A 19327-nucleotide genomic window follows, 5' to 3' on the forward strand; every position below is an offset into this window, starting at 1 on the left:
CAAAGGTGGAAGCGCGTCTGCGGAGAATGGCGGCATGAACCACTGGCCCTTCATCATCGGCGCTTATGGGGTGACCATCGCGGGCACGCTGGGCGTGACCCTTTGGAGCCTGTTCGCAATGCGCCGGGCCGAGGCTGAGGCGGACGCGGTAAGGCGCGACCGATGAAAGCGAAGCACCAAAGGCTGACCTTGCTCGCCCTCGCGCTGGTCGCGGTATTGGGTGCGGTGCTGCTGTCGATGTCCGCTCTGAAGGACCAGGCGGCCTATTTCTACGCGCCCGCCGATGTACAGCGCAAAGGCGTGCCGCTGGATCGCGCGGTGCGGATCGGCGGCATGGTGAAGGGCGGTTCGATCCAGCGGGCGGCCGATGGCGTCACGATCAGTTTCCTCGTCGGGGACGAGACCGCGGCGACCATTCCGGTCCGCTACACGGGTATCGCCCCCGACCTGTTCAAGGAGAATAGCGGCGTGGTCGCCGAGGGGCGGTTCGAGCCGGGCGGGCTGTTCGTGGCCGACGAGATCCTCGCCAAGCATGACGAGAATTACATGCCGCCGGAGTTGGCGCGCGACGGCGCCAAGCACAAGACCGAGACGCTCGAGAAGGAAAGCACGGGGACATGATCGCGGAAGCGGGATTGGCGGCCCTGTGGCTCGCCGCGGCCTTGTCCTTGCTCCAGCTGTGCCTCGGCGCGGCGGCGCTTCGCCCGGGCGGCGAGGCGCTGATGGGGACCGTCCGGCCGATCGCAATCGTGCAGGCGCTGCTGGTGGGCGTGTCGTTCCTGGCGCTGATTCAGCTGTTCCTGCGCACGGATCTGTCGGTCTCCCTGGTTGCCGCGAACAGCCATTCAGCCAAGCCGTGGCTGTACAAGTTCGCCGGAACGTGGGGCAATCATGAAGGCTCGATGTTGCTCTGGGTCACGATCCTGGGCGTGGCGGGCGGCGGCGTCGCCTGGCTCGAGCGGCGGATCAACGAGCGGACGCTGATCGCGACGCTCGCCGCGCAGGCCGCGATCGGGATCGGCTTCTACGCGTTCCTGCTGTTCGCCTCGAACCCGTTCGAGCGGCTGAACCCGGCGCCGGCGCAGGGGCAGGGGCTCAACCCGCTGCTGCAGGATCCGGGCTTGGCCTTTCACCCCCCGACGCTCTACCTCGGCTATGTCGGCATTTCGATCGCCTTTTCCTTCGCGGTGGGGGCGCTGGTGACGCGCGATGTCGGGCCGGCCTTTGCCCGCGCGATGCGGCCGTGGGTGCTCGCCGCCTGGGTGATGCTGACGCTCGGCATCACGGCGGGCAGCTACTGGGCTTATTACGAGCTCGGCTGGGGCGGCTGGTGGTTCTGGGATCCGGTCGAGAATGCGTCGCTCATGCCGTGGCTCGCCGCCACCGCCCTGCTGCATTCGGTGACGGTGCTTGCGACGCGCGACTCGTTGCGGGCCTGGACGGTGATGCTGGCGGTGGTCGCTTTCTCGATGTCGATGGTCGGCACCTTCCTGGTGCGCTCCGGTATCCTCACCAGCGTGCACGCCTTCGCTGTCGATCCGCAGCGCGGCGCGTTCATCCTGATCCTGCTGGCTTTCTACATCGGCGGTGCATTGACCTTGTTCGGGCTGCGTGTGGGAACCGTGAAGGAAGGCGCTACCTTCGAGGCGGTGAGCCGGGAGGGAGCGCTGGTCGCCAACAATCTGCTGCTCTCCGCGATCCTGGGTATTGTGCTGGTGGGCACGCTTTACCCTCTCGGCGTCGAAGCGGTGACGGGCGAGAAGCTATCGGTCGGACCGCCGTATTTCAACACGGCCGCGGGGCCGATCGCGCTCGCGCTGATCGCCGTCATGGCGGCGGGGCCGCTGATCCGGTGGCGGCGCGATCAGGCCCGGCAGCTGCTGAACCGGCTGGCCCTGCCGATCCTGCTTTCGGCCATGATGCTGCTGGCGGTGGTGACGCTGGCGCCCGGCACGCACATCCTGCCGTTCCTCGGGCTTGTGCTGGCCGCGGGCGTCGCCGCCGCCTCGGTCGCGCCGCTGTGGAAGCGCAACCTTCGCCGGACGCCGCTCTTCACATATGGAATGGTGATCGCCCATCTGGGCATCGCCGTGAGCCTGGCCGGAATGGCCTGCGAGAGCGCGTTCAGCCAGGAGAAGCTGGTCGCCGCCAATATCGGCCAGACCGTGGAGGTCGGGCCCTACCGCATCCGCTTCGACGGGGCCGACCCGATCGCCGGACCGAACTGGACGGCGATCGAGGCGCGGCTGACCGCCCGGCGCGGCGATGGCGAGCCGTTCGAGCTGCGGCCGCAGGCGCGGATGTTCACCTCGCCGCCGACCGAGACCAGCGAGGCGGCGATCGTGACCCGGCTCGGCGGGCAGCTCTACACCGTGATCGGCAAGGCGGACGGGCAGGGGCGCTGGCAGCTGCGGCTGTGGTGGAAGCCGGGCGTGACCCTGATCTGGTTCGGAGGCATCCTGATTGCGCTCGGCGGGGCGCTGTCGATCATCGGGCGGGTCAGGCGCGAGCGCCGGCCGGCGCTGCAGGAGGCATACGCGTGAAGCGGCTGGTGCTGTGGGTGCCGCTCGCCGTCTTCATATTGTTCACGGTGACGGTGGCGCTTGGGCTCTACGCCCCATCGGACCGCACGATCCGGTCGCGGCTGGTCGGCGAGCCAGTGCCGGACTTCGCCCTGCAGCCGGCGGTCGCCTCGCACGCGCCGTTGAGTTCGGAGATGCTCAAGTCGGGCGAGCCACGGCTGGTCAACGTCTTCGCCAGCTGGTGCGTGCCGTGCGCGGCCGAAGCGCCGCAGCTGATGGCGCTGAAGCGCCGCGGCATCCCGATCGACGCGATCGCGATTCGCGATCGGCCGGAGGATGTCGCTGCGTTTCTCGCACGATACGGCGATCCGTTCGAACGGATTGCGAGCGACCCGCAGACCCAGGTGCAGATCGCCTTGGGCTCGTCCGGCGTGCCGGAGACCTTCGTCGTCGATGGCCGCGGCATCATCCGCCACCAGCATATCGGCGACATCCGGCCCGAGCACATGGCAAACATCATCAAGGCCTATGAGGCGGCGCGGTGAGACGAGCCGCCATCCTTCTCGCGCTCCTGGTCGCCAGCCCGGCCTTGGCGGACTCGCTGATGCCGCCCTCGCGCTATTCCTACACGCAACTGACCGATCCTCGGCAGGAGCAACGGGCGCTGGACCTGATGGAGACGCTGCGCTGCATCGTCTGCCAGGGGCAGTCGATCGCCGACAGCGACGCCGAAATGGCCGGTGACATGCGCGCCCTGGTGCGGCAGCGGATCGAGGCGGGGGAGGAGCCCGAGGCGATCCGGCAATGGCTGATCGATCGCTACGGCAATTGGGTGAGCTACGCGCCACCAGTGGAGCCGGCCACCTGGCCGCTCTGGGGCGCGCCGATCCTGCTGCTGCTCGCCGGGCTGTTCCTGGCGCGCGGGCGCTTCCGCCGGGCGAAGCGCTGATGGGTTGGCTTCTGATCTTAATTCTGGCTGCGATCGTGTTGATCGGATTGTGGAAACTGGGCCGCTTCGATCGGGCGGCGCTGCAAGTGCTGGGTGCGGCGTTGCTGGTCGCGATGGCCGGTTATGCCTGGCAGGGCAGTCCCGGCCTTTCCGGCAAGCCGGTGCCGCCGCCGGTCCGGAAGGCGCTTCCCGACAGCGCCTTTGCGGACACCCGAGAGGACATGCTCGGCCGGTTCGACTCGGCTTCGGCCTGGCTCACAATGGCCGAGAGCTATCAGCGCGAGGGCGACACGCGAGGCGGGGCGGAGATCATCCAGAGCGCGCTCAAGAAGTCACCGAACGATCCCGATCTCTGGGTCGGCCTCGGAAATGCGCTCGTCATTCACGGCGGGGGCATGATGACGCCCTCCGCCGAACTCGCTTTCCAGCGGGCGGCGAAGATTGCTCCGGAGCATCCGGGACCGAAATTCTTCTTCGGGCTCGCGCTCGCGCAGGGCGGCAAGTTCGACGAGGCGGAGCGCCTCTGGCGCGGCCTGCTCCAGACCGCCCCCGCGACGGTCAGCTGGCGGCCGATGGTCGAGGAGCGGCTTGCCATGCTCGGCCAGGCGCGGGCCGCGTCGGCAGCGGGAATGGCTGTCCCCGGGATTCAGCAGCCCTGACCTGGAGGACCGAGAGCGACATCAATGATCGATGCCGCGCCCGGTCTCGTGCTGGAGCTCGTCTATCTTCTTGGACGCTTCGGCCTTGTTTAGCTCGGGATCGAACTCTTCCCCAGCCTCGCGCGACAAGGTCTTGAGGTAAGAAGCTTGAGGCCCGGTCATCGCCTCGTCACCGGTGACCCAGTCGTCGGGGTCCTTGGCGGCATTCTGGGTGGGATCCTGGTTCTGCTTGTCGGACATGATCGCTCCATTGGCTGTTTCAGCCGCAAGAACGACCATGTTCCACCTTCGTTCCCGGCTCAGGCCGCCGCTTCGAACGGCAGATCGAGCGCGTCGGCGACTGCCTGGTGCCTGATCTTGCCCCCGGATACGTTGAGACCATTTGCGAGATGCGGGTCAGATCGCATTGCAGCTTCAGCGCCTTGCGCGGCCAGCTTCAGAACGAACGGCAAGGTGGCGTTGTTGAGCGCGAACGCCGAGGTGCGAGCGACGGCGCCAGGCATGTTGGCGACGCAATAATGAATCACGCCGTCCACCTCGTAGACCGGATCCTCGTGCGTGGTAGGATGCGAAGTTTCGAAGCATCCGCCCTGATCGATCGCGATGTCGACCAGCACCGATCCGCGCTTCATCGTCTTCAGCATTTCGCGGGTGACGAGCTTTGGCGCCGCCGCGCCCGGCACCAGCACCGCGCCGATCACCAGAGCCGATTTCTGCACCGCATGGGCAATCGCGGCCTTGGAGGCGTAGGCGGTCTTGATCTGGCTCGAGAAGAACATGTCTAGCTCGGCCAGGCGCGTCATCGAGATGTCGTAGATGGTGACGTCGGCGCGCATGCCGACCGCCATCTGCGCCGCGTTGACGCCCGATACGCCGCCGCCGAGAATCGCGACTTTGGCAGGAGCGACGCCCGGGACGCCGCCGAGCAGGACGCCACGCCCGCCTTGTTCCTTTTCCAGGTAATGAGCGCCGACCTGGACCGACATGCGGCCGGCCACTTCCGACATCGGCTTCAAGAGCGGAAGCGACCCGTCGCGCGCCGTCACCGTTTCATAGGCGATGCAGGTCGCCCCCGATTTCATGAGCCCCTCGGCCTGCGGCTTGTCCGCGGCGAGGTGGAGATAGGTGAAGAGCAGGTGCCGCGACTCCAGCATCGCGATCTCGCCTTGCTGTGGCTCCTTGACCTTCACGATCATGTCGGCCGCCGAGAAAGTCTCGGCCGCACTGCCCGCGATCCTGGCTCCGGCGTCGATGTAATCCTGGTCCTCGAAGTCGATGCCGAGGCCAGCCCTGGTCTCGACGATCACCTCGTGCCCGGCAGCGACCAGCTCCGCGACGGAGGACGGCGTCAGACCGACGCGATATTCATGAACCTTGATCTCCTTGGGCACGCCAACGCGCATCTAAACTCTCCTAAGGATGGGAAGTGAAATTTGAACCGCGGCTATAGCGGCCGGCATTTGATTTGTCGCCGTTGTGAGCCCATCTTCCTTTATGCTAAGCGCGGCCCCGCCTGGCGGTTCCAGCGCGACTCATGCGAGAGGTCCCAGAGGCGACTCCGCCTTTTCTGAACCATGACCGATACCGCCGCTGCCCCCCTCCTGCCCGCGGATCGCCCCGCGGCGGGCGCTGCTCATCACCATCAGAGCGGCCTGGCGAAGCTGATGCTGGGTGCGATCGGCGTCGTTTATGGCGACATCGGCACCAGCCCGATCTACGCCTTCAGGGAGACCTTCGCAGCTCATGGCGGCCGCGCCGCCTTCGTGCCCGACGCGGTGCACATCTACGGGGTTCTGAGCCTGATCTTCTGGTCGATGATGCTGGTGGTCACGCTCAAGTACATCACCATCATCACCCGCGCCGACAACAAGGGGGAGGGCGGTAGTCTGGCGTTGCTTGCGCTGATCAATCGCAGCACGACCACGGACATCGGCGGCAAGCGCCGGCGCTGGACCGCCGGGATCGTGCTGCTCGGCGTGTTCGCGACCGCTTTGTTCTTCGGCGACTGCATGATCACGCCGGCAGTGTCGGTTCTCTCTGCAGTGGAGGGGCTCACCACGGTAGAGGCCGGTTTTCAACCCTACGTGATCCCAATCGCTATTGCCATCCTGATCGGCCTGTTCGCAGTGCAGGCTCATGGTACGGCCAAGGTTGGCGCACTGTTCGGGCCGGTCATGGTCGTCTACTTCGCCGTGCTGGCCGGCCTGGGGCTGTTCCACATCGCTAAGCAGCCCGCCATCATCATCGAGACGCTGAACCCGCTCAATGCCGTCGCCTTCTTTGCGACCGATGGCTGGCGCGCTTTCCTCGCGCTGGGCTCGGTCGTACTGGCGGTGACCGGAGCGGAAGCGCTCTACGCAGACATGGGCCACTTCGGACGCAAGCCGATCAAATATGCCTGGGCGTTCGTCATCGTCGCCTTGATGCTCAATTACATGGGCCAGGGCGCAATGATCCTGTCGTTGCCGCCGGCAGAAGCGGCCGAGGTGATCAAGAATCCGTTCTTCTTTCTCGCCTCCGAAGCGTTCCGCCTCCCGCTCGTCATCCTCGCGACATTGGCCACGATCATCGCGAGCCAGGCGGTCATCTCCGGCGCATTCTCCGTCACCCAGCAAGCGATCCAGCTCGGTTTCATTCCTCGACTTCGAATTCTCCACACCAGTGCGTCTGCGGCTGGGCAGATCTACATTCCGGTCATCAATTGGGCGCTGATGGTGATGGTGATCCTGCTCGTGATCACCTTCGGCTCATCGAGCAACCTTGCCGCCGCTTACGGCATCGCGGTGACCGGAGCCATGTTCATCGACAGCGTGCTGATCGCGGTGGTGCTGCTGACATTGTGGAAATGGAACCGGGTCGGCGCATGGCTGCTGCTGGCGATCTTCTTCATTGTCGACATCGCCTATTTCGGCGCGAACCTCACCAAGGTGCCGGACGGCGGCTGGTTCCCGTTGCTGGTCGGTCTGGTCGCCTTCACCTTCCTCACCACCTGGGCGAAGGGGCGCAAGCTGATGATAGAGCGGATGAACGAGGCGTCGATGCCGATCGGCGTGTTCATCAAATCCGCGTCGAACAGCGCCGCGCGCGTGTCGGGCACGGCCGTGTTCATGACCACGTCCTCCGACGGCATTCCCCACGCGCTGCTGCACAACCTGAAGCACAACAAGGTGCTGCACGAACGCATCATCCTGCTCACCATCCGCATCCAGGACGTGCCGTATGTCGAGGAGGGCTGCCAATATGAGCTGAGCGATCTCGGCAACGGCTTCTATCGGCTGATCATCCGTTACGGCTTCATGCAGGAAGTGGACGTGCCGGCGGCGCTGGCGAAGCTCGAGGGTTGCGGCGGGTTGTTCAAGATGATGGACACGAGCTTCTTCCTTGCCCGCCAGACGCTGATCGCCTCGTCGCGGCCGGGCATGGCGGTGTGGCGCGAGAAGCTGTTCGCGTGGATGCTGCGCAATGCGGAAAGCGCGATGGAGTTCTTCAAGCTTCCGACCAACCGGGTCGTCGAGCTCGGCTCGCAGGTTGAAATCTGACCCCGGATCCAGTCCGGGGTGATGGCATGGTTGGGGAGCCGATCATCGTCACCGCCTTGTTCGGGGACGGTGACAATGGCTGGCTCCAGGATCTGCGGCGGCGGCACTTTCCGCCCGAACGCAACATCGTTCCGGCTCACCTGACCCTGTTCCATCACCTGCCGCCCGCTGTCGAGCGGGAGCTCGGGCAGCGACTCAAGAGCTATGCGGCGGTTCAAGCACCCGAGGCCAGGATCATCGGGATCATGGACCTTGGCCGCGGCACCGCCTTTCGGGTCGAAAGCGAAGAGCTTCAGGACATACGCTACGATCTTCTGGAAGCATTTCGGGGCATGCTGATCCCTCAGGATCAGGCGCCCTGGCGGCCCCACATCACCATCCAGAACAAGGTCGAACCACGTTTAGCCAAGAGCTTGCAGGCCGAACTTCGCGCCCGGTTCGAACCGCGCCCGCTCAGCATCAAGGGATTGGCTTCCTGGCGCTACATGGGCGGGCCGTGGCAGCCTATCCGGGAACACGTGTTTCGGGGGTGACGAGCGTTCAGTCGTTCTGTCCGACGCCCTCGCAGCTGTAATCGAAAGCTGCCAGCCCGGCTTCCAGGTGCGATGCGAGCAGGGGCATGTCCATCAGCTCGTCGATCGAGAATTCGGGATCGGTGTCGGACGCCTCCGCAAAAGCGTCGTCCCACTCGCTGACATCATAGGTGCCGCGGCCCACCCAGGCCAGAGCCAGCGCCTCCGCGAGCTGATCGTCGGCGAGATCGTCGAGCGCCGCCCGCATCTCCTCCTCGACGCCGCTGTTGAGCTCGTCCTCGAGCACGGACAGGCTCTGATCCTCGGCATCGTCGTCGAGATCGTCGACATTGTCCGCGTCTTCGTCGGGATCGAGCGCGGGGACCTGCGCTTCCAGCTCCTTTGCCCGCAGGATCAGCCGGCAATAGGTTTCCAGGGGGGTTAGAAGGTCCATAACGCTCTCCGTCGGCTACTGGCCAGACTTGCGAACGACAGGGGAAGCGGGCGGTTCCGGCTGCCGGCGCCCCAGTTGACCGGCTTGGCGGGGCTCCTTATACCGCCGCCGGCACGTGCTCCTCGAAGGAGCGAGCCTCGCTAAAGGGGCGGAGTAGCTCAGCTGGTTAGAGCAGCGGAATCATAATCCGCGTGTCGGGGGTTCAAGTCCCTCCTCCGCTACCATTCCCGTTCAGGCTGTGGCTATACGGGGCGCAGCAGGCCTCGGTCCGGCCTGTTCAAACCTCGGAGTTCAGATGTCGGCAACGCTTCGCACAATCCTGATCGCGGTCGCTTTTCTTCTCCAGACGGGTGCCGCCTTCGCGCAGGACAGCAAACAGCCGGCCTCTGCGCAGAAGCCGGCCGAGGCGAAGTCTGCGCCGGCCGACCCGTTCGCCGCGATTCCTGCCGCAAGGCCGGAGGACGTCCGCTCGATGGATGCGATCATCGCGGCGCTGTACGATGTCATTTCCGGCGATGCAGGGGCCCAGCGCGATTGGAATCGCTTCCGCTCGCTCTTCTATCCCGGCGCGCGGATGATCCCGACCGGCAAGAACGCGAAGACGGGGCAGATCGGCGCCCGCATCGCTACGCCGGACGATTACATCAAGGCCAACGAGGCGTTCCTGGAAGGGGAGGGTTTCCATGAACAGGAAATGTTCCGGCACGTCGACAGCTTCGGCAACATGGCGCAGGTCTTTTCCGTCTATCAGGCGCGCAACAAGCTGTCGGACGCCAAGCCGTTCCTGCGCGGGATCAACAGCATCCAACTGCTGAACGACGGCAAGAGGTGGTGGGTGATGACGATCGCCTGGGCGCCCGAAACGCCGGACAACCCGATCCCGGCGCAGTATCTCAAGAAGGTCGAGCGCTGAGCGGGCCGAGCCCCGCCTGCTCGATCGAGCGGCTGCGCTGGGACGACCCGGAGCTGGGGTCGATCAGGCTGCCAAAGCGGGAGATGCGGCTGCGGGCCGGGTTCGGCTCCGGGCTGGCGGTCCGTCCGGGCGATCCGCCCGGGGCCTTGTGGGCTGTCTGCGACCGTGGACCGAACCTCAAAGCCGAGACGCTGGCCGAGAAATACGGGGTTGAATTGGCACCTGAAGTCGCCGCCAAGGGCGCGAAGATCATGCCGCGCCCCGATCTTGGTCCGGCGCTGGCCGAACTGCGCATCGTCGGCGACGAGATCGGCCTGGTTCGCACGATCCGGCTCACTGACGACAGCGGCAAGCCGATCTCCGGATTGCCGATGGCAGGGTCGCAGCACGCGCGCGCCGAGCCGGCCTTCGACTTGGCCGGACGCCCGCTCGCGCCCGATCCGCAGGGTGCGGACAGTGAGGGGCTGATCGCGTTGCGCGACGGCGGCTTCTGGGTGGGGGACGAATATGGTCCGTCGCTGATGCGGATCGATGGCGAGGGCAGGGTGGTTGACCGCTGGCTGCCCGTCAGATCCGACCGAGAGGGGATCAGTCTGCCAGCCATCGCCGGGCGTCGTCAGATCAATCGCGGCTTTGAGGCGCTTGCGATCTCGCCGGACGAGCGATCGCTGTTCCTGGCTTTCCAAAGTCCGCTCGCGCACCCGGACGAGGCAGCGCACGAGCAGGCGAGCCACGTCCGGCTTTGGCGGCTGGACGCGTCGAGCGGAGCCGTGAGCGCGCAATATCTCTATCCGCTCGACGAGCCGAAAAGCTTCCGCCGGGATTGCGAGAAGGGTCCGTTCGAGCGAGGCGACATCAAGGTCAGCGAGATCCTCTGGGCGGGCGATGAAGCCCTGATCGTGCTGGAACGCGGTTCAGAGACCACGAAGCTTTATCGCGTCCAGCTCGATGCGAGCCTGGCGATCGGGGCTGAGCATCTGGACGTGGCCACGCGCCCGACGGTGGAGGAACTGAGCGGCCGCGACAGCCCCTTCCCGCTTGCGGTGCTTCGCAAACAGCTCTTGTTCAATAGCGATGATGCACGCCAAGTCGCTGCCGACCTTGAAGGAATGGCGTGGCTGTCGGACGCGCAGTTGCTGCTCGTCAGCGACAATGATTTCGGGGTGGAGGGGGCCGAGACGAGCTTCTGGCGGCTGACTTTGCCATCTTCAACGAGCGATGCCTGAGCTTCGGATCGGGACCGCGGGCTGGTCGATCCCGGTGGCCACTGCCGACGCCTTCCCGGCCGAGGGAAGCAGCCTCGAACGCTATTCGGCACATTTCCGCTGTGCGGAGATCAACTCCACCTTTCACCGCAGCCATCGCCCGAGCACCTTCGAGCGTTGGGCGGAGTCCACGCCCGCCGACTTCCGCTTCTCGGCGAAGCTGCCGAAGACGATCACGCACGTGCAAAAGCTCGTCGATTGCGAGGCGTTGCTGGATCGATATCTGGAGGAGGTCGCCGGGCTCGGCGAGCGCCTGGCGGTCCACCTGGTCCAGTTGCCGCCGAGCCTGCAGTTCGACGAAGCGTTGGCAGACCGCTTCATTGGCGCCTTGAAGTCGCGCACCGAGCTCAGTGTTGCTTGCGAGCCGAGGCATGCCAGCTGGTTCGATCTCACTGCCTCCGCTTTGCTGGCGAAGCTGGATGTTGCCCGTGTTGCCGCCGATCCGGCCCGAGTCGAGGCCGCAGCCGAGCCGGGCGGCTGGGGCGGGTTGGTCTACCTTCGCCTGCACGGATCGCCGACCATGTACCGGTCCAGCTACAATGATGGGCGGCTCAAGTCCTATGCGGCGCAAATCAGGACAACGCTGCCGCAGGCGGACGTGTGGTGCATCTTCGACAACACGGCTTCGTCCGCGGCGACTGGGGACGCGCTTGCGCTCAGTCGCTTGCTCGCCGAGCTTTAGGCCGGTTCAGGCATCTTCCTTGGCGGCGGGCAGGACGCCGCGGCGGATTTGATCGAGTTCGATCGACTCGAACAATGCCTTGAAGTTGCCTTCGCCGAAGCCCTGGTTGCCCTTGCGCTGGATGATCTCGAAGAAGATCGGGCCGACCATATTCTCGGTGAAGATCTGCAGCAGCAGGCCTTCGCCCGTCTCGGGCGAGCCGTCGATCAGGATGCGGCGCTTGCGCATCTCGGTTACGTCGTGGCCATGGCCGGGCAGGCGCTGGTCGATGAGGTCGAAATAGGTCTCGGGGCTGTCCTGGAAACGGATGCCGTTGGCGCGCAGCTGGTCCACGGTTGCGAAGATATCGTCGGTGGCGAGCGCGATATGCTGGATCCCCTCGCCCTTATATTCGCGAAGGAACTCCTCGATCTGGCTGTGCTCGTCCTGGGATTCGTTGAGCGGAATCCGGATCTTGTCGTCGGGAGCTGTCATCGCGCGTGAAAGCAGGGCGGTCTGCTTGCCCTCGATGTCGAAGTAGCGGATCTGGCGGAAATTGAAGATGCGCTCGTAGAATTCGGCCCAATGGTTCATTCGGCCGCGGTTCACGTTGTGGGTGAGGTGATCGAGCGTGTGGAGGCCCGCGTTGGAGGTGCGGCTGACGCCCGGCACCGGCTCGAAATCGACGTCGTAGATCTGCTCGGCGCCATAACGGTCGACCAGATACAGATAGGAGCCGCCAATGCCCTCGATCGCGGGGATGTCCAGTTCGCCCGGTCCGCGCGCCGTTTCGACGGGCACCGCTCCGCGCTCCACGGCCATCACAAAGGCTTGCTTGGCGTCCTTCACCCGGAACGCCATACCGTTGGCCGACGGCCCGTGCGCCTGGCGGAAGGCGGCGGCTTGGCCCGCCGGCTCCATGTTCAGGATGAAGTTGATGTCACCCTGGGCATAGTGGCGGACGTTCTTGCTCTTGTGATTGCCCATGTGGGTGAAGCCGAGCGCGCTGAACAGGCCGCCGAGCGCTTCGGGGTCCGGGCTGGTGAATTCGACGAATTCGAAGCCATCGAGGCCGAGCGGGTTTTCATGTGCGGTCATGCAGGGCGAACCTTCTGCTGGAGACGGAACGGCCCCTGTAACAGCGGCCCCGGAGCGCCGCAAATCGCGCCCTGCGGATTAGACTTGGAGGGTTCCAGTCCCTATCTTCAGTTGGCAATCTCTCCCTCACATCGAGGCTTCGAAGGAACGACATGGTCGCGACCCATTCCACCCGCATGTTGATTTTAGGCTCGGGGCCGGCAGGTCTGTCGGCCGCGATCTATGGCGCACGCGCCGGAATGGCGCCGATCGTCGTGCAGGGCATCCAGCCGGGCGGGCAGCTCACCACCACGACCGATGTCGAGAATTATCCCGGGTTCCGGGACGTGATCCAGGGTCCCTGGCTGATGGAGCAGATGCAGGCCCAGGCGGAGCATGTCGGCGCGCAAATGATGTGGGATCAGATCGTCGAGATCGACCTCAGCCGCCGCCCGTTCCGGCTGATTGGCGATGGCGGCACGATCTATTCGGGTGATGTGCTGGTGATCGCGACCGGCGCGCAGGCGCGCTGGCTTGAGATTCCGTCTGAAGAGCATCTTAAAGGCCGCGGAGTTTCCGCCTGCGCGACCTGCGACGGCTTCTTCTACCGCGGCAAGAAAGTCGCCGTGATTGGCGGTGGCAACACCGCTGTAGAGGAGGCGCTCTACCTCACTAACCACAGCCACGACGTGACCCTGATCCACCGGCGCGACTCGCTTCGCGCCGAGAAGATCCTGCAGGAGCGCCTGTTCAAGCATCCGAACATCAAGGTGCTGTGGAACCGCGAAGTCGCCAAGTTCGTCGGTGGCGGCCAGCCCGAAGGCTTGGTCGCGATCGACCTTCGCAATACTCGCACCGGCCAGATCGAGCGGCTCGAAACCGAGGGTGGGTTCGTCGCGATCGGCCACAGCCCGGCGACCGAGCTCTTCCGGGATCATCTCGAGCTCGACGAGGATGGCTATATTAAGGTCGAGACCGGAACGACCAGGACGAGCGTGCCCGGTGTGTTCGCGTGCGGGGATGTGATGGACAAGGTCTATCGCCAGGCGGTTACCGCCGCGGGCACCGGCTGTATGGCTGCGCTTGATTCAGAGAAGTTCCTGGCCGAAGCTGATTTCGAGGCTTCACTGGCCGCTTAGGCTGCGGAGCGACTGCAGGACGGCGGCGGTCAGCGCGTCCAGGTCGCCGGCGCGTGCGAAGGTGTGCGAGTCGGTTTCGATGTGGACGGGCTCGGGCAGGCCGCACGAACGCCAGATCGGCTCGGCGGCGATTGCAGTGGTGTCCCCGCGGCTCAGGAGTAGCCGGACGGGGAGGTGGGAGGCTTTCAGCGCTGCGATGGCTTCGCGGCCAAGGCCGGAGCGGGTCGGCGCGGCCGCGCGCCTGAGCCCGCCGGCAAGCTTGTGCAGCGATACTTGGCCAGCAAGCAGCCTTTTCCAGCCCTCGCGACTGGTGAGCCGCTGGGCATAAAGCCGCCGAATCGCCGCTGGCGGGGGTTGGCCCGCCGACGCTTCGACCAGCCACGGATTGGCGAGTATCAGGCCGTTCAGGCCGGCTTCGGCTCCGTGCAGCATCAGTGCCGTTGCCCCATCGCACAGACCGAGCCCGTACAGCCGCCGCAGTTCAGGGACACTCCCGCGGAACGCCGCCGCCGCGGCGAGGACGTCGTCCCGGCTGCCGCGGAAGCCTGGGTCCTCTCCCTCGCTGTCACCGACGCCGCGCCGATCGAACCGGAAGCAAGGGTGGCCGGACGCGGCGAGCGAAGCCCCGAGCCGCTCGAACAAACGATGCGAGCCGATGCGGGTCTGCGTGCCTCCGGTTGCGATCAGAAGCCCGACCGGGCTCTCTGCGCGATCCAGGGAACCGGCGAGCACAGAACCTGCGCAGGCGAAGGTCATCAGCTCGCGCATTCATGAGCCCAATCAGTCAAATCCGAGACCATTAGCTGTGCTAGCTCAGACGATGTTGCAGGTTCGGAGCGCCGCCACAAGGCAGGGCCATCCAGCTTCGTGTCCGCGGGCTTCGGGTCCACCGCCAGTCGCACCGTGCGGCAGGGTACGACTTCGGCCGGGCTCGCCCCAGCCAGGCCGGAAGCGAGCGAAGGAGGCAGACGGTAGCCAGCGGCGCCGTCTCCGCCGGTTAGGCCGGACCGGTCAAGGTCGCGCAGCAGCGATCGGCCCTCTGCCGGCGAAAAGCGCCAATGCGCCGCTTGCGGGATGTCGTCGAGTAAAGCGCCGCCGCGCAGACTTGCGACCAGCAGCGGTTCGCCACTCCGGACGCGATCCGAGGCGGCGAGCGCAGCCTCTCGCCATTCGTCCCAGGAGCAGGCCTCCAGCGCACGCTCGCTCTCGCCGGTGCCGGGAAGGTCCGGGAGCCAGCAGCAGAAGCCCTCCTGCGCAAGCCCCCGCATCACGGCCACGACGAGCGCGCGGGTGCGGTTCATTTCTTCGAACAAGGGCGGGATGAACAGCACCGGAGCGCCCTCCACGTGCCCGATCCTCATCAGCCACTCGGCTCGGCCCTCAACGAAATAGCGGTCGTAGAAGGGACCGCCGGCTCCGCTCACCTCAGCGCCTTGGCCCGAACGAAGGTGAGCAGCGAGCCGAAGCTTTCCAGCATGTCGGCATCGACCTCATGATCTTCGATGAGGATGCCGAGCCGCTCCTCCAATTCCGTGAGCAGGCCTGCGACTGCCATCGAGTCGAACTCCGGAAGGGCGCCGAACAAGGGCGAGGCCTCCGTGAACCCGCCGACGCGCTCCGGCGCGAGGCCGAGCACGTCGACCAGGACCGCCCGAAGCGTCTTGTCGACTTCCTGTTCGTCGTTGAAAGCGGCGACCATCCTGTTTCCCTGTTTGAGGCGCGCCTAATTGTTTCGCAGCCGACGGACAAGCGCCCGCGCTGCGGCATGTCCGGCTGCCGTGATGCCGCGCGGGCTGCGCAGATTGTACAGATCAAGCCGGTAAAGCGGGCGCTTCAGATCCATCCAGTCCGCCTTGTAGGCGTCGTCGCCGGTGCCGAAATCGATGATCGCGGGTCGATCGCGCTCGATGACATGCTCGAACATGGCCGCGCTGAGCAATGTGCCGGGCGATTCCGCCTTGGCGGCTTCATCATGGGCGAGCTTGTGAATGGTCGCGACGCTCTGGTCGACTGTCCAGAGCTGAGCCGCCACCGGGCGGCCGGCGTCCCGGGCGATGCCGAGACGGAGCGAGCCCCAGCGGCCGGATCGTTCGGCAAAGGCGCGCAGGAACTCGGGAGAGCCTTCGGCCGGCTTCCAGCTGGAGCGGTAGACGCTCTCATAGTCGGCCCAGGCAGCGGGATCGAAGTGGTCGTAAATAGCGATCTCGAGTTGCGTACGCCGACGCTTGCGCTCGACGGTGTTGCGAAGCCTGCTCGGCCTGTCTTCCCAATATCTTGCAAATGGTTGTTCATGCGTCTTGGCAATCCAGTTCGCGGTCGTTGCGGCTCGCAGCGCCAGCCAGCCGGCCGAAGCAAAGGCGTGCTTCAGCAGGGCCACGTCGCGGTCCTCATCGGCCATTGGGGCCAGACTGATCACATCGAAGCGCGCGCGCAGTTTTCGAGCGAGCGCGGCGGCGAGCGGCGCCCGTAGGTCCGGCCGCTCGTCGCTGGTCGGCACCGCTAGGCCGGCAAAGATTGGGGCGAAGGCCAATGTGTACCAGCTGGCGAAAGCGGCCGCGCGGCCATTACCGTGATCCTGCAGGAACAGCCAAGCGGTGCGTCCCGAAGCGTCGCGAGCCCGGGCCGCGACCAGCGGCACCTGGCTGAGCACGTGCGCACGGGTCAGCTTCAGCCATTCGATGCTGTCGTACACATTTCGCTGCCGTTGGCGATCCAGCGCGCCCGCGGCATCGCGCTCGACCTCGTCCAGGCACTCGAACAGTTCCACCTGCACGGCCAACGCGCTATTCCCCGACATCGGCCGCTTGTGTGGCTTAGCCAGGAGCCAAGGTGCAAGCCCCAGACCCCATACCGCGACCTCTCGATCAGCTGACGCTGCGAGGCGAGGCCAATGCGCCCGCTCTGGTCACGCGCGAAGGAATGCTCGACTATGCGGGGCTGGAGCGCGGCGTTGCCTCCCTGTCGGCGGCTCTCGCGGGCAAGGGGCTGGGGCCAGGACATCGGGTGGCGAGCTGGCTTCCTAAAGGGCGGATGACCAGCCTCCTTCCACTCGCCTGCGCTCGCGCGGGGCTCGTCCATGTGCCGATCAACCCGCTGCTGAAACGCGCGCAGGTCGCGCACATCCTGACCGATAGCGGGGCGGCGATGCTGGTCACCGGTTCGGCCCGGCTTGCGACCCTTGCCACGGGCGATCTGCCGGACGGGTGCCGGACCGTCGAGGAGGATGAGGGCGCGGCCATGCTGGCCGGGGAAGGCAGGCTGCCTCCCTCTAATGCCGACCCGGACAGCCTCGCCGCCTTGCTCTACACGTCCGGCTCCACCGGGCGGCCGAAAGGCGTGATGCTGAGCCACGCCAACCTCTGGCTCGGCGCGATCAGTGTCGCTCATTATCTGGAGCTCGGGCCGGGCGACCGGACGCTGGGCGTGCTTCCGCTCAGCTTCGACTATGGCCAGAATCAGCTGCTCTCGACCTGGGCGGCCGGCGGATGCGCGATCCCGGTCGAGTATCTGAATGCGCGCGACGTGATCCGCGCCGTCGAACGCCACCGGATCACCACGCTGGCGGGGGTGCCGCCGCTCTGGGTGCAGTTGGTCGAGGCGGGCTGGCCGCCCGCCGCTTCGCTGTCGCTCCGGCGCCTGACCAATTCCGGCGGGCGGCTTCCCGCCTCGATCGTCAGGCGCATGCGTGAGATGTTTCCCGCCGCCGAGCTGTTCCTGATGTATGGCCTGACCGAGGCGTTCCGCTCGACCTGGCTCGATCCTGCCTTTGTCGACACGCATCCGGACTCGATCGGCGCCGCGATTCCGTTCGCCGAGATCATGGTGGTCCGGCAGGACGGCACGCCCGCGCCGCCCGGCGAGACCGGCGAGTTGGTCCATGCGGGCCCGCTGGTCGCGCAAGGCTACTGGAACGATCCGGTACGCACCGACGAACGGTTTCGGCCGGCGCCCGCTGACTCTCAGTACGGAGGGACTTCCGTCTGGTCGGGCGATCGGGTCCGCGCCGATGAGCAGGGGCTGCTCTACTTCGTCGGCCGCGAGGACGCCATGATCAAGACCAGCGGCAACCGGGTCAGTCCGACCGAGATCGAGGAAGCGGCAGTGGCGAGCGGGATGGCGGCGGAGGCGGTCGCGATCGGCGTGCCGGACGATCGGCTTGGCCAGGCGATCGCGCTTGTCCTGCGCGGAGACCGCGGCCGGGAGGCGGACCTCAGACGGTATCTCAAAAGCGAGTTACCCAATTTTATGCAGCCCGCTTCTATTGTGTGGCGAAGCGAGCTGCCGCGCGGACCCAATGGCAAGCTCGACCGGGAGCGATTGCGGCAAGAGCTGATGTCATGAAGCCGATGGGAGCGATACCGGCCGGCTTCGGCCGTGAGGAAGCGATTCTGCAGGTGGGTGGCAGACCAGTGGACGCGCTCATCTCGGAGGCGGGAGGTACGCCGCTGTTCGTGTACGATCTTCAGCTGGTGGAGCGGCAGATCGCGCGTTTTCGCGCCGCCTTTCCCGGGGTTAAGCTGCATTATGCAATCAAAGCAAACCCTTATGGACCATTGGTGACGCATGTTGCGAGCTTGGTGGACGGGCTCGATGTGGCTTCAGGCGGCGAGCTTGCACTCGCCCTCGCGGCCAAAGTTTCGCCTCATCATATCTCTTTCGCCGGACCCGGTAAGCGCGACGCCGAACTGGAAGCGGCGATCTCGGCGGGGGTGACCATCAACTGCGAGTCATTGGGCGAAGCGGAACGTGGGCTTCGGATCGGCGACTTGCTCCGGCTTCGTCCGAGGCTGGCTGTGCGGGTCAATCCCGACTTCGAGATTCGCGGATCGGGCATGCGGATGGGAGGCGGAGCCAAGCCGTTCGGCGTCGATGCCGAGCAGGTGCCCGCTCTGGTCCGCCGCATCGTAGAGGCCGGGGCCGACTGGCGCGGCTTCCACATCTTTGCCGGATCGCAGGCGCTCAGCGCCGAGGCAATCATCGAAAGTCAGCGGGCGACGCTCGCGCTGGCGGCAGACTTGGCGGGGGCGGTCGGGCAGAGTCCGCCGGTGCTCAATCTGGGCGGCGGGTTCGGCATCCCCTACTTCAATAATGAGCAGCCGGTGGATGTCGAGCATATCGGCCGTGAGCTGACACGAAGCCTTGAGAGCCGCTCGGAACTCATTGCAAACACGATATTCGCAATCGAGCTCGGACGTTGGCTGGTGGGGGAGGCGGGGGTCTATCTGACCCGCATCCTCGATCGCAAGGTCAGTCACGGCAAGACCTTCCTGGTGACGGACGGCGGCATGCATCACCAGCTCGCCGCGTCCGGCAATTTCGGCCAGGTGGTCCGCCGCAACTACCCCGTCGCGATCGCGAACGGGATGGATCAGGACGCGACAGAGGAGGCGACAATCGTCGGCTGCCTTTGCACGCCGCTCGATCGCCTCGCCGAAGACGTCATGCTGCCGCGCGCGGCGGTGGGCGACATCGTGGCGGTGTTCATGGCCGGCGCGTACGGCCTTTCGGCCTCCCCTCAGGCCTTCCTGGCGCAGGAGCCAGCCCGCGAGATCTTGGTCGGCGCTGCGGATTAATCAGGTTTTTCAACCTCGTCCCAGCCTGGGACAGGCCGGAAATGCACCTTGTTCCTAACGGTAA

Annotated in this window: 22 protein-coding genes and 1 tRNA gene; 15 read left to right on the plus strand and 8 right to left on the minus strand. The window is 65.8% G+C overall.

What is annotated here, in order from left to right; all coding sequences use genetic code 11:
- Nucleotides 1–34: 34 nt before the first annotated feature.
- From VF631_RS06090 to VF631_RS06115, 6 genes are read left to right on the plus strand one after another with little or no spacing between them, the layout of a single operon-like run.
- The gene (locus tag VF631_RS06090) at nucleotides 35–166 is read left to right on the plus strand and encodes a heme exporter protein CcmD (protein WP_431849458.1); all 132 of its coding nucleotides are present in this window, start codon (nucleotides 35–37) and stop codon (nucleotides 164–166) included.
- Nucleotides 163–621: a cytochrome c maturation protein CcmE gene (gene ccmE / locus VF631_RS06095; RefSeq protein ID WP_431849387.1), complete on the plus strand. Its 459-nt coding sequence runs from the start codon at nucleotides 163–165 to the stop codon at nucleotides 619–621. Before VF631_RS06090 ends, ccmE begins: the two co-directional genes overlap by 4 nt.
- Complete coding sequence (locus VF631_RS06100; RefSeq protein ID WP_431849388.1) at nucleotides 618–2543, plus strand: heme lyase CcmF/NrfE family subunit; 1926 nt, start codon at nucleotides 618–620, stop codon at nucleotides 2541–2543. The genes ccmE and VF631_RS06100 overlap by 4 nt, the downstream gene beginning before the upstream one ends.
- Nucleotides 2540–3067, plus strand: coding sequence for a DsbE family thiol:disulfide interchange protein (locus tag VF631_RS06105; protein ID WP_431849389.1), 528 nt, complete (start codon nucleotides 2540–2542; stop codon nucleotides 3065–3067). Before VF631_RS06100 ends, VF631_RS06105 begins: the two co-directional genes overlap by 4 nt.
- On the plus strand, nucleotides 3064–3471 hold the full coding sequence (locus VF631_RS06110) for a cytochrome c-type biogenesis protein (protein ID WP_431849390.1): 408 nt from the start codon (nucleotides 3064–3066) through the stop codon (nucleotides 3469–3471). Before VF631_RS06105 ends, VF631_RS06110 begins: the two co-directional genes overlap by 4 nt.
- Nucleotides 3471–4130, plus strand: coding sequence for a tetratricopeptide repeat protein (locus tag VF631_RS06115; RefSeq protein ID WP_431849391.1), 660 nt, complete (start codon nucleotides 3471–3473; stop codon nucleotides 4128–4130). Before VF631_RS06110 ends, VF631_RS06115 begins: the two co-directional genes overlap by 1 nt.
- A 21-nt stretch (nucleotides 4131–4151) precedes the next feature.
- Here the strand turns inward: VF631_RS06115 and VF631_RS06120 are convergent, their stop codons facing one another.
- Together VF631_RS06120 and ald are read right to left on the minus strand one after the other, a co-directional pair.
- Complete coding sequence (locus VF631_RS06120) at nucleotides 4152–4370, minus strand: DUF3072 domain-containing protein (RefSeq protein ID WP_431849392.1); 219 nt, start codon at nucleotides 4368–4370, stop codon at nucleotides 4152–4154.
- A gap of 59 nt (nucleotides 4371–4429) precedes the next feature.
- Nucleotides 4430–5533 (minus strand): alanine dehydrogenase, encoded by a 1104-nt coding sequence (gene ald / locus VF631_RS06125; protein ID WP_431849393.1) that lies wholly within the window; start codon nucleotides 5531–5533, stop codon nucleotides 4430–4432.
- A 171-nt stretch (nucleotides 5534–5704) separates the two neighbouring features.
- On the opposite strand from ald, the gene VF631_RS06130 reads away from it, so the two are divergent.
- Both VF631_RS06130 and VF631_RS06135 read left to right on the plus strand, forming a co-directional pair.
- Nucleotides 5705–7669: a potassium transporter Kup gene (locus tag VF631_RS06130; RefSeq protein ID WP_431849394.1), complete on the plus strand. Its 1965-nt coding sequence runs from the start codon at nucleotides 5705–5707 to the stop codon at nucleotides 7667–7669.
- 26 nt (nucleotides 7670–7695) lie between these two features.
- A complete protein-coding gene (locus tag VF631_RS06135; protein WP_431849395.1) occupies nucleotides 7696–8202 on the plus strand; it encodes a 2'-5' RNA ligase family protein in 507 nt (168 codons plus the stop codon).
- Nucleotides 8203–8209: 7 nt separating this feature from the next.
- On the opposite strand, the gene VF631_RS06140 is transcribed toward VF631_RS06135, so the two are convergent.
- Nucleotides 8210–8635 carry a DUF3775 domain-containing protein gene (locus VF631_RS06140; protein WP_431849396.1) on the minus strand — a complete coding sequence of 142 codons (426 nt, stop codon included), beginning with the start codon at nucleotides 8633–8635 and terminating at the stop codon, nucleotides 8210–8212.
- 147 nt (nucleotides 8636–8782) lie between these two features.
- On the opposite strand from VF631_RS06140, the gene VF631_RS06145 reads away from it, so the two are divergent.
- The 4 genes from VF631_RS06145 to VF631_RS06160 all read left to right on the plus strand — a co-directional run bounded on the left by VF631_RS06145 (nucleotide 8783) and on the right by VF631_RS06160 (nucleotide 11495).
- Nucleotides 8783–8859, plus strand: a tRNA-Met gene (locus VF631_RS06145).
- Nucleotides 8860–8930: 71 nt separating this feature from the next.
- Nucleotides 8931–9548, plus strand: a complete 618-nt coding sequence (locus VF631_RS06150; RefSeq protein ID WP_431849397.1) for a hypothetical protein — start codon at nucleotides 8931–8933, stop codon at nucleotides 9546–9548.
- The gene (locus VF631_RS06155; RefSeq protein ID WP_431849398.1) at nucleotides 9467–10774 is read left to right on the plus strand and encodes an esterase-like activity of phytase family protein; all 1308 of its coding nucleotides are present in this window, start codon (nucleotides 9467–9469) and stop codon (nucleotides 10772–10774) included. Before VF631_RS06150 ends, VF631_RS06155 begins: the two co-directional genes overlap by 82 nt.
- Nucleotides 10767–11495 (plus strand): DUF72 domain-containing protein, encoded by a 729-nt coding sequence (locus VF631_RS06160; RefSeq protein ID WP_431849399.1) that lies wholly within the window; start codon nucleotides 10767–10769, stop codon nucleotides 11493–11495. The genes VF631_RS06155 and VF631_RS06160 overlap by 8 nt, the downstream gene beginning before the upstream one ends.
- Nucleotides 11496–11501: 6 nt before the next feature.
- Here the strand turns inward: VF631_RS06160 and hppD are convergent, their stop codons facing one another.
- Nucleotides 11502–12572: a 4-hydroxyphenylpyruvate dioxygenase gene (hppD, locus tag VF631_RS06165; RefSeq protein ID WP_431849400.1), complete on the minus strand. Its 1071-nt coding sequence runs from the start codon at nucleotides 12570–12572 to the stop codon at nucleotides 11502–11504.
- A 152-nt stretch (nucleotides 12573–12724) separates the two neighbouring features.
- Between hppD and trxB the strand changes: the two genes are divergently transcribed.
- Nucleotides 12725–13690 carry a thioredoxin-disulfide reductase gene (gene trxB / locus VF631_RS06170; protein ID WP_431849401.1) on the plus strand — a complete coding sequence of 322 codons (966 nt, stop codon included), beginning with the start codon at nucleotides 12725–12727 and terminating at the stop codon, nucleotides 13688–13690.
- Here the strand turns inward: trxB and VF631_RS06175 are convergent.
- From VF631_RS06175 to VF631_RS06190, 4 genes are read right to left on the minus strand one after another with little or no spacing between them, the layout of a single operon-like run.
- Nucleotides 13676–14458 carry a hydrolase 1, exosortase A system-associated gene (locus tag VF631_RS06175; RefSeq protein WP_431849402.1) on the minus strand — a complete coding sequence of 261 codons (783 nt, stop codon included), beginning with the start codon at nucleotides 14456–14458 and terminating at the stop codon, nucleotides 13676–13678. The genes trxB and VF631_RS06175 overlap by 15 nt on opposite strands.
- Nucleotides 14446–15114: a hypothetical protein gene (locus VF631_RS06180; protein ID WP_431849403.1), complete on the minus strand. Its 669-nt coding sequence runs from the start codon at nucleotides 15112–15114 to the stop codon at nucleotides 14446–14448. Before VF631_RS06180 ends, VF631_RS06175 begins: the two co-directional genes overlap by 13 nt.
- Nucleotides 15111–15389, minus strand: a complete 279-nt coding sequence (locus VF631_RS06185) for an acyl carrier protein (protein ID WP_431849404.1) — start codon at nucleotides 15387–15389, stop codon at nucleotides 15111–15113. The genes VF631_RS06180 and VF631_RS06185 overlap by 4 nt, the downstream gene beginning before the upstream one ends.
- A gap of 24 nt (nucleotides 15390–15413) precedes the next feature.
- On the minus strand, nucleotides 15414–16487 hold the full coding sequence (locus VF631_RS06190) for a GNAT family N-acetyltransferase (RefSeq protein ID WP_431849405.1): 1074 nt from the start codon (nucleotides 16485–16487) through the stop codon (nucleotides 15414–15416).
- Nucleotides 16488–16519: 32 nt separating this feature from the next.
- Between VF631_RS06190 and VF631_RS06195 the strand changes: the two genes are divergently transcribed.
- Nucleotides 16520–18031 (plus strand): acyl-CoA ligase (AMP-forming), exosortase A system-associated, encoded by a 1512-nt coding sequence (locus VF631_RS06195; RefSeq protein ID WP_431849406.1) that lies wholly within the window; start codon nucleotides 16520–16522, stop codon nucleotides 18029–18031.
- Nucleotides 18028–19263, plus strand: coding sequence for a pyridoxal-dependent decarboxylase, exosortase A system-associated (locus VF631_RS06200; RefSeq protein ID WP_431849407.1), 1236 nt, complete (start codon nucleotides 18028–18030; stop codon nucleotides 19261–19263). The genes VF631_RS06195 and VF631_RS06200 overlap by 4 nt, the downstream gene beginning before the upstream one ends.
- Nucleotides 19264–19327: the final 64 nt, after the last annotated feature.

Source organism: Allosphingosinicella sp. (assembly GCF_036387615.1).
GTDB lineage: Bacteria > Pseudomonadota > Alphaproteobacteria > Sphingomonadales > Sphingomonadaceae > Allosphingosinicella.

Bases quoted from the DNA above. Each gene is read 5' to 3' on its own strand.
- VF631_RS06160 (WP_431849399.1), top strand. From the start codon at position 10,767: ATGCCTGAGCTTCGGATCGGGACCGCGGGCTGGTCGATCCCGGTGGCC.
- VF631_RS06190 (WP_431849405.1), bottom strand. From the start codon at position 16,487: ATGTCGGGGAATAGCGCGTTGGCCGTGCAGGTGGAACTGTTCGAGTGC.
- VF631_RS06200 (WP_431849407.1), top strand. From the start codon at position 18,028: ATGAAGCCGATGGGAGCGATACCGGCCGGCTTCGGCCGTGAGGAAGCG.
- VF631_RS06135 (WP_431849395.1), top strand. From the start codon at position 7,696: ATGGTTGGGGAGCCGATCATCGTCACCGCCTTGTTCGGGGACGGTGAC.
- trxB (WP_431849401.1), top strand. From the start codon at position 12,725: ATGGTCGCGACCCATTCCACCCGCATGTTGATTTTAGGCTCGGGGCCG.
- hppD (WP_431849400.1), bottom strand. From the start codon at position 12,572: ATGACCGCACATGAAAACCCGCTCGGCCTCGATGGCTTCGAATTCGTC.
- VF631_RS06100 (WP_431849388.1), top strand. From the start codon at position 618: ATGATCGCGGAAGCGGGATTGGCGGCCCTGTGGCTCGCCGCGGCCTTG.
- VF631_RS06175 (WP_431849402.1), bottom strand. From the start codon at position 14,458: ATGCGCGAGCTGATGACCTTCGCCTGCGCAGGTTCTGTGCTCGCCGGT.
- VF631_RS06150 (WP_431849397.1), top strand. From the start codon at position 8,931: ATGTCGGCAACGCTTCGCACAATCCTGATCGCGGTCGCTTTTCTTCTC.
- ccmE (WP_431849387.1), top strand. From the start codon at position 163: ATGAAAGCGAAGCACCAAAGGCTGACCTTGCTCGCCCTCGCGCTGGTC.
- VF631_RS06090 (WP_431849458.1), top strand. From the start codon at position 35: ATGAACCACTGGCCCTTCATCATCGGCGCTTATGGGGTGACCATCGCG.
- VF631_RS06185 (WP_431849404.1), bottom strand. From the start codon at position 15,389: ATGGTCGCCGCTTTCAACGACGAACAGGAAGTCGACAAGACGCTTCGG.
- ald (WP_431849393.1), bottom strand. From the start codon at position 5,533: ATGCGCGTTGGCGTGCCCAAGGAGATCAAGGTTCATGAATATCGCGTC.
- VF631_RS06140 (WP_431849396.1), bottom strand. From the start codon at position 8,635: ATGGACCTTCTAACCCCCCTGGAAACCTATTGCCGGCTGATCCTGCGG.
- VF631_RS06130 (WP_431849394.1), top strand. From the start codon at position 5,705: ATGACCGATACCGCCGCTGCCCCCCTCCTGCCCGCGGATCGCCCCGCG.
- VF631_RS06120 (WP_431849392.1), bottom strand. From the start codon at position 4,370: ATGTCCGACAAGCAGAACCAGGATCCCACCCAGAATGCCGCCAAGGAC.
- VF631_RS06115 (WP_431849391.1), top strand. From the start codon at position 3,471: ATGGGTTGGCTTCTGATCTTAATTCTGGCTGCGATCGTGTTGATCGGA.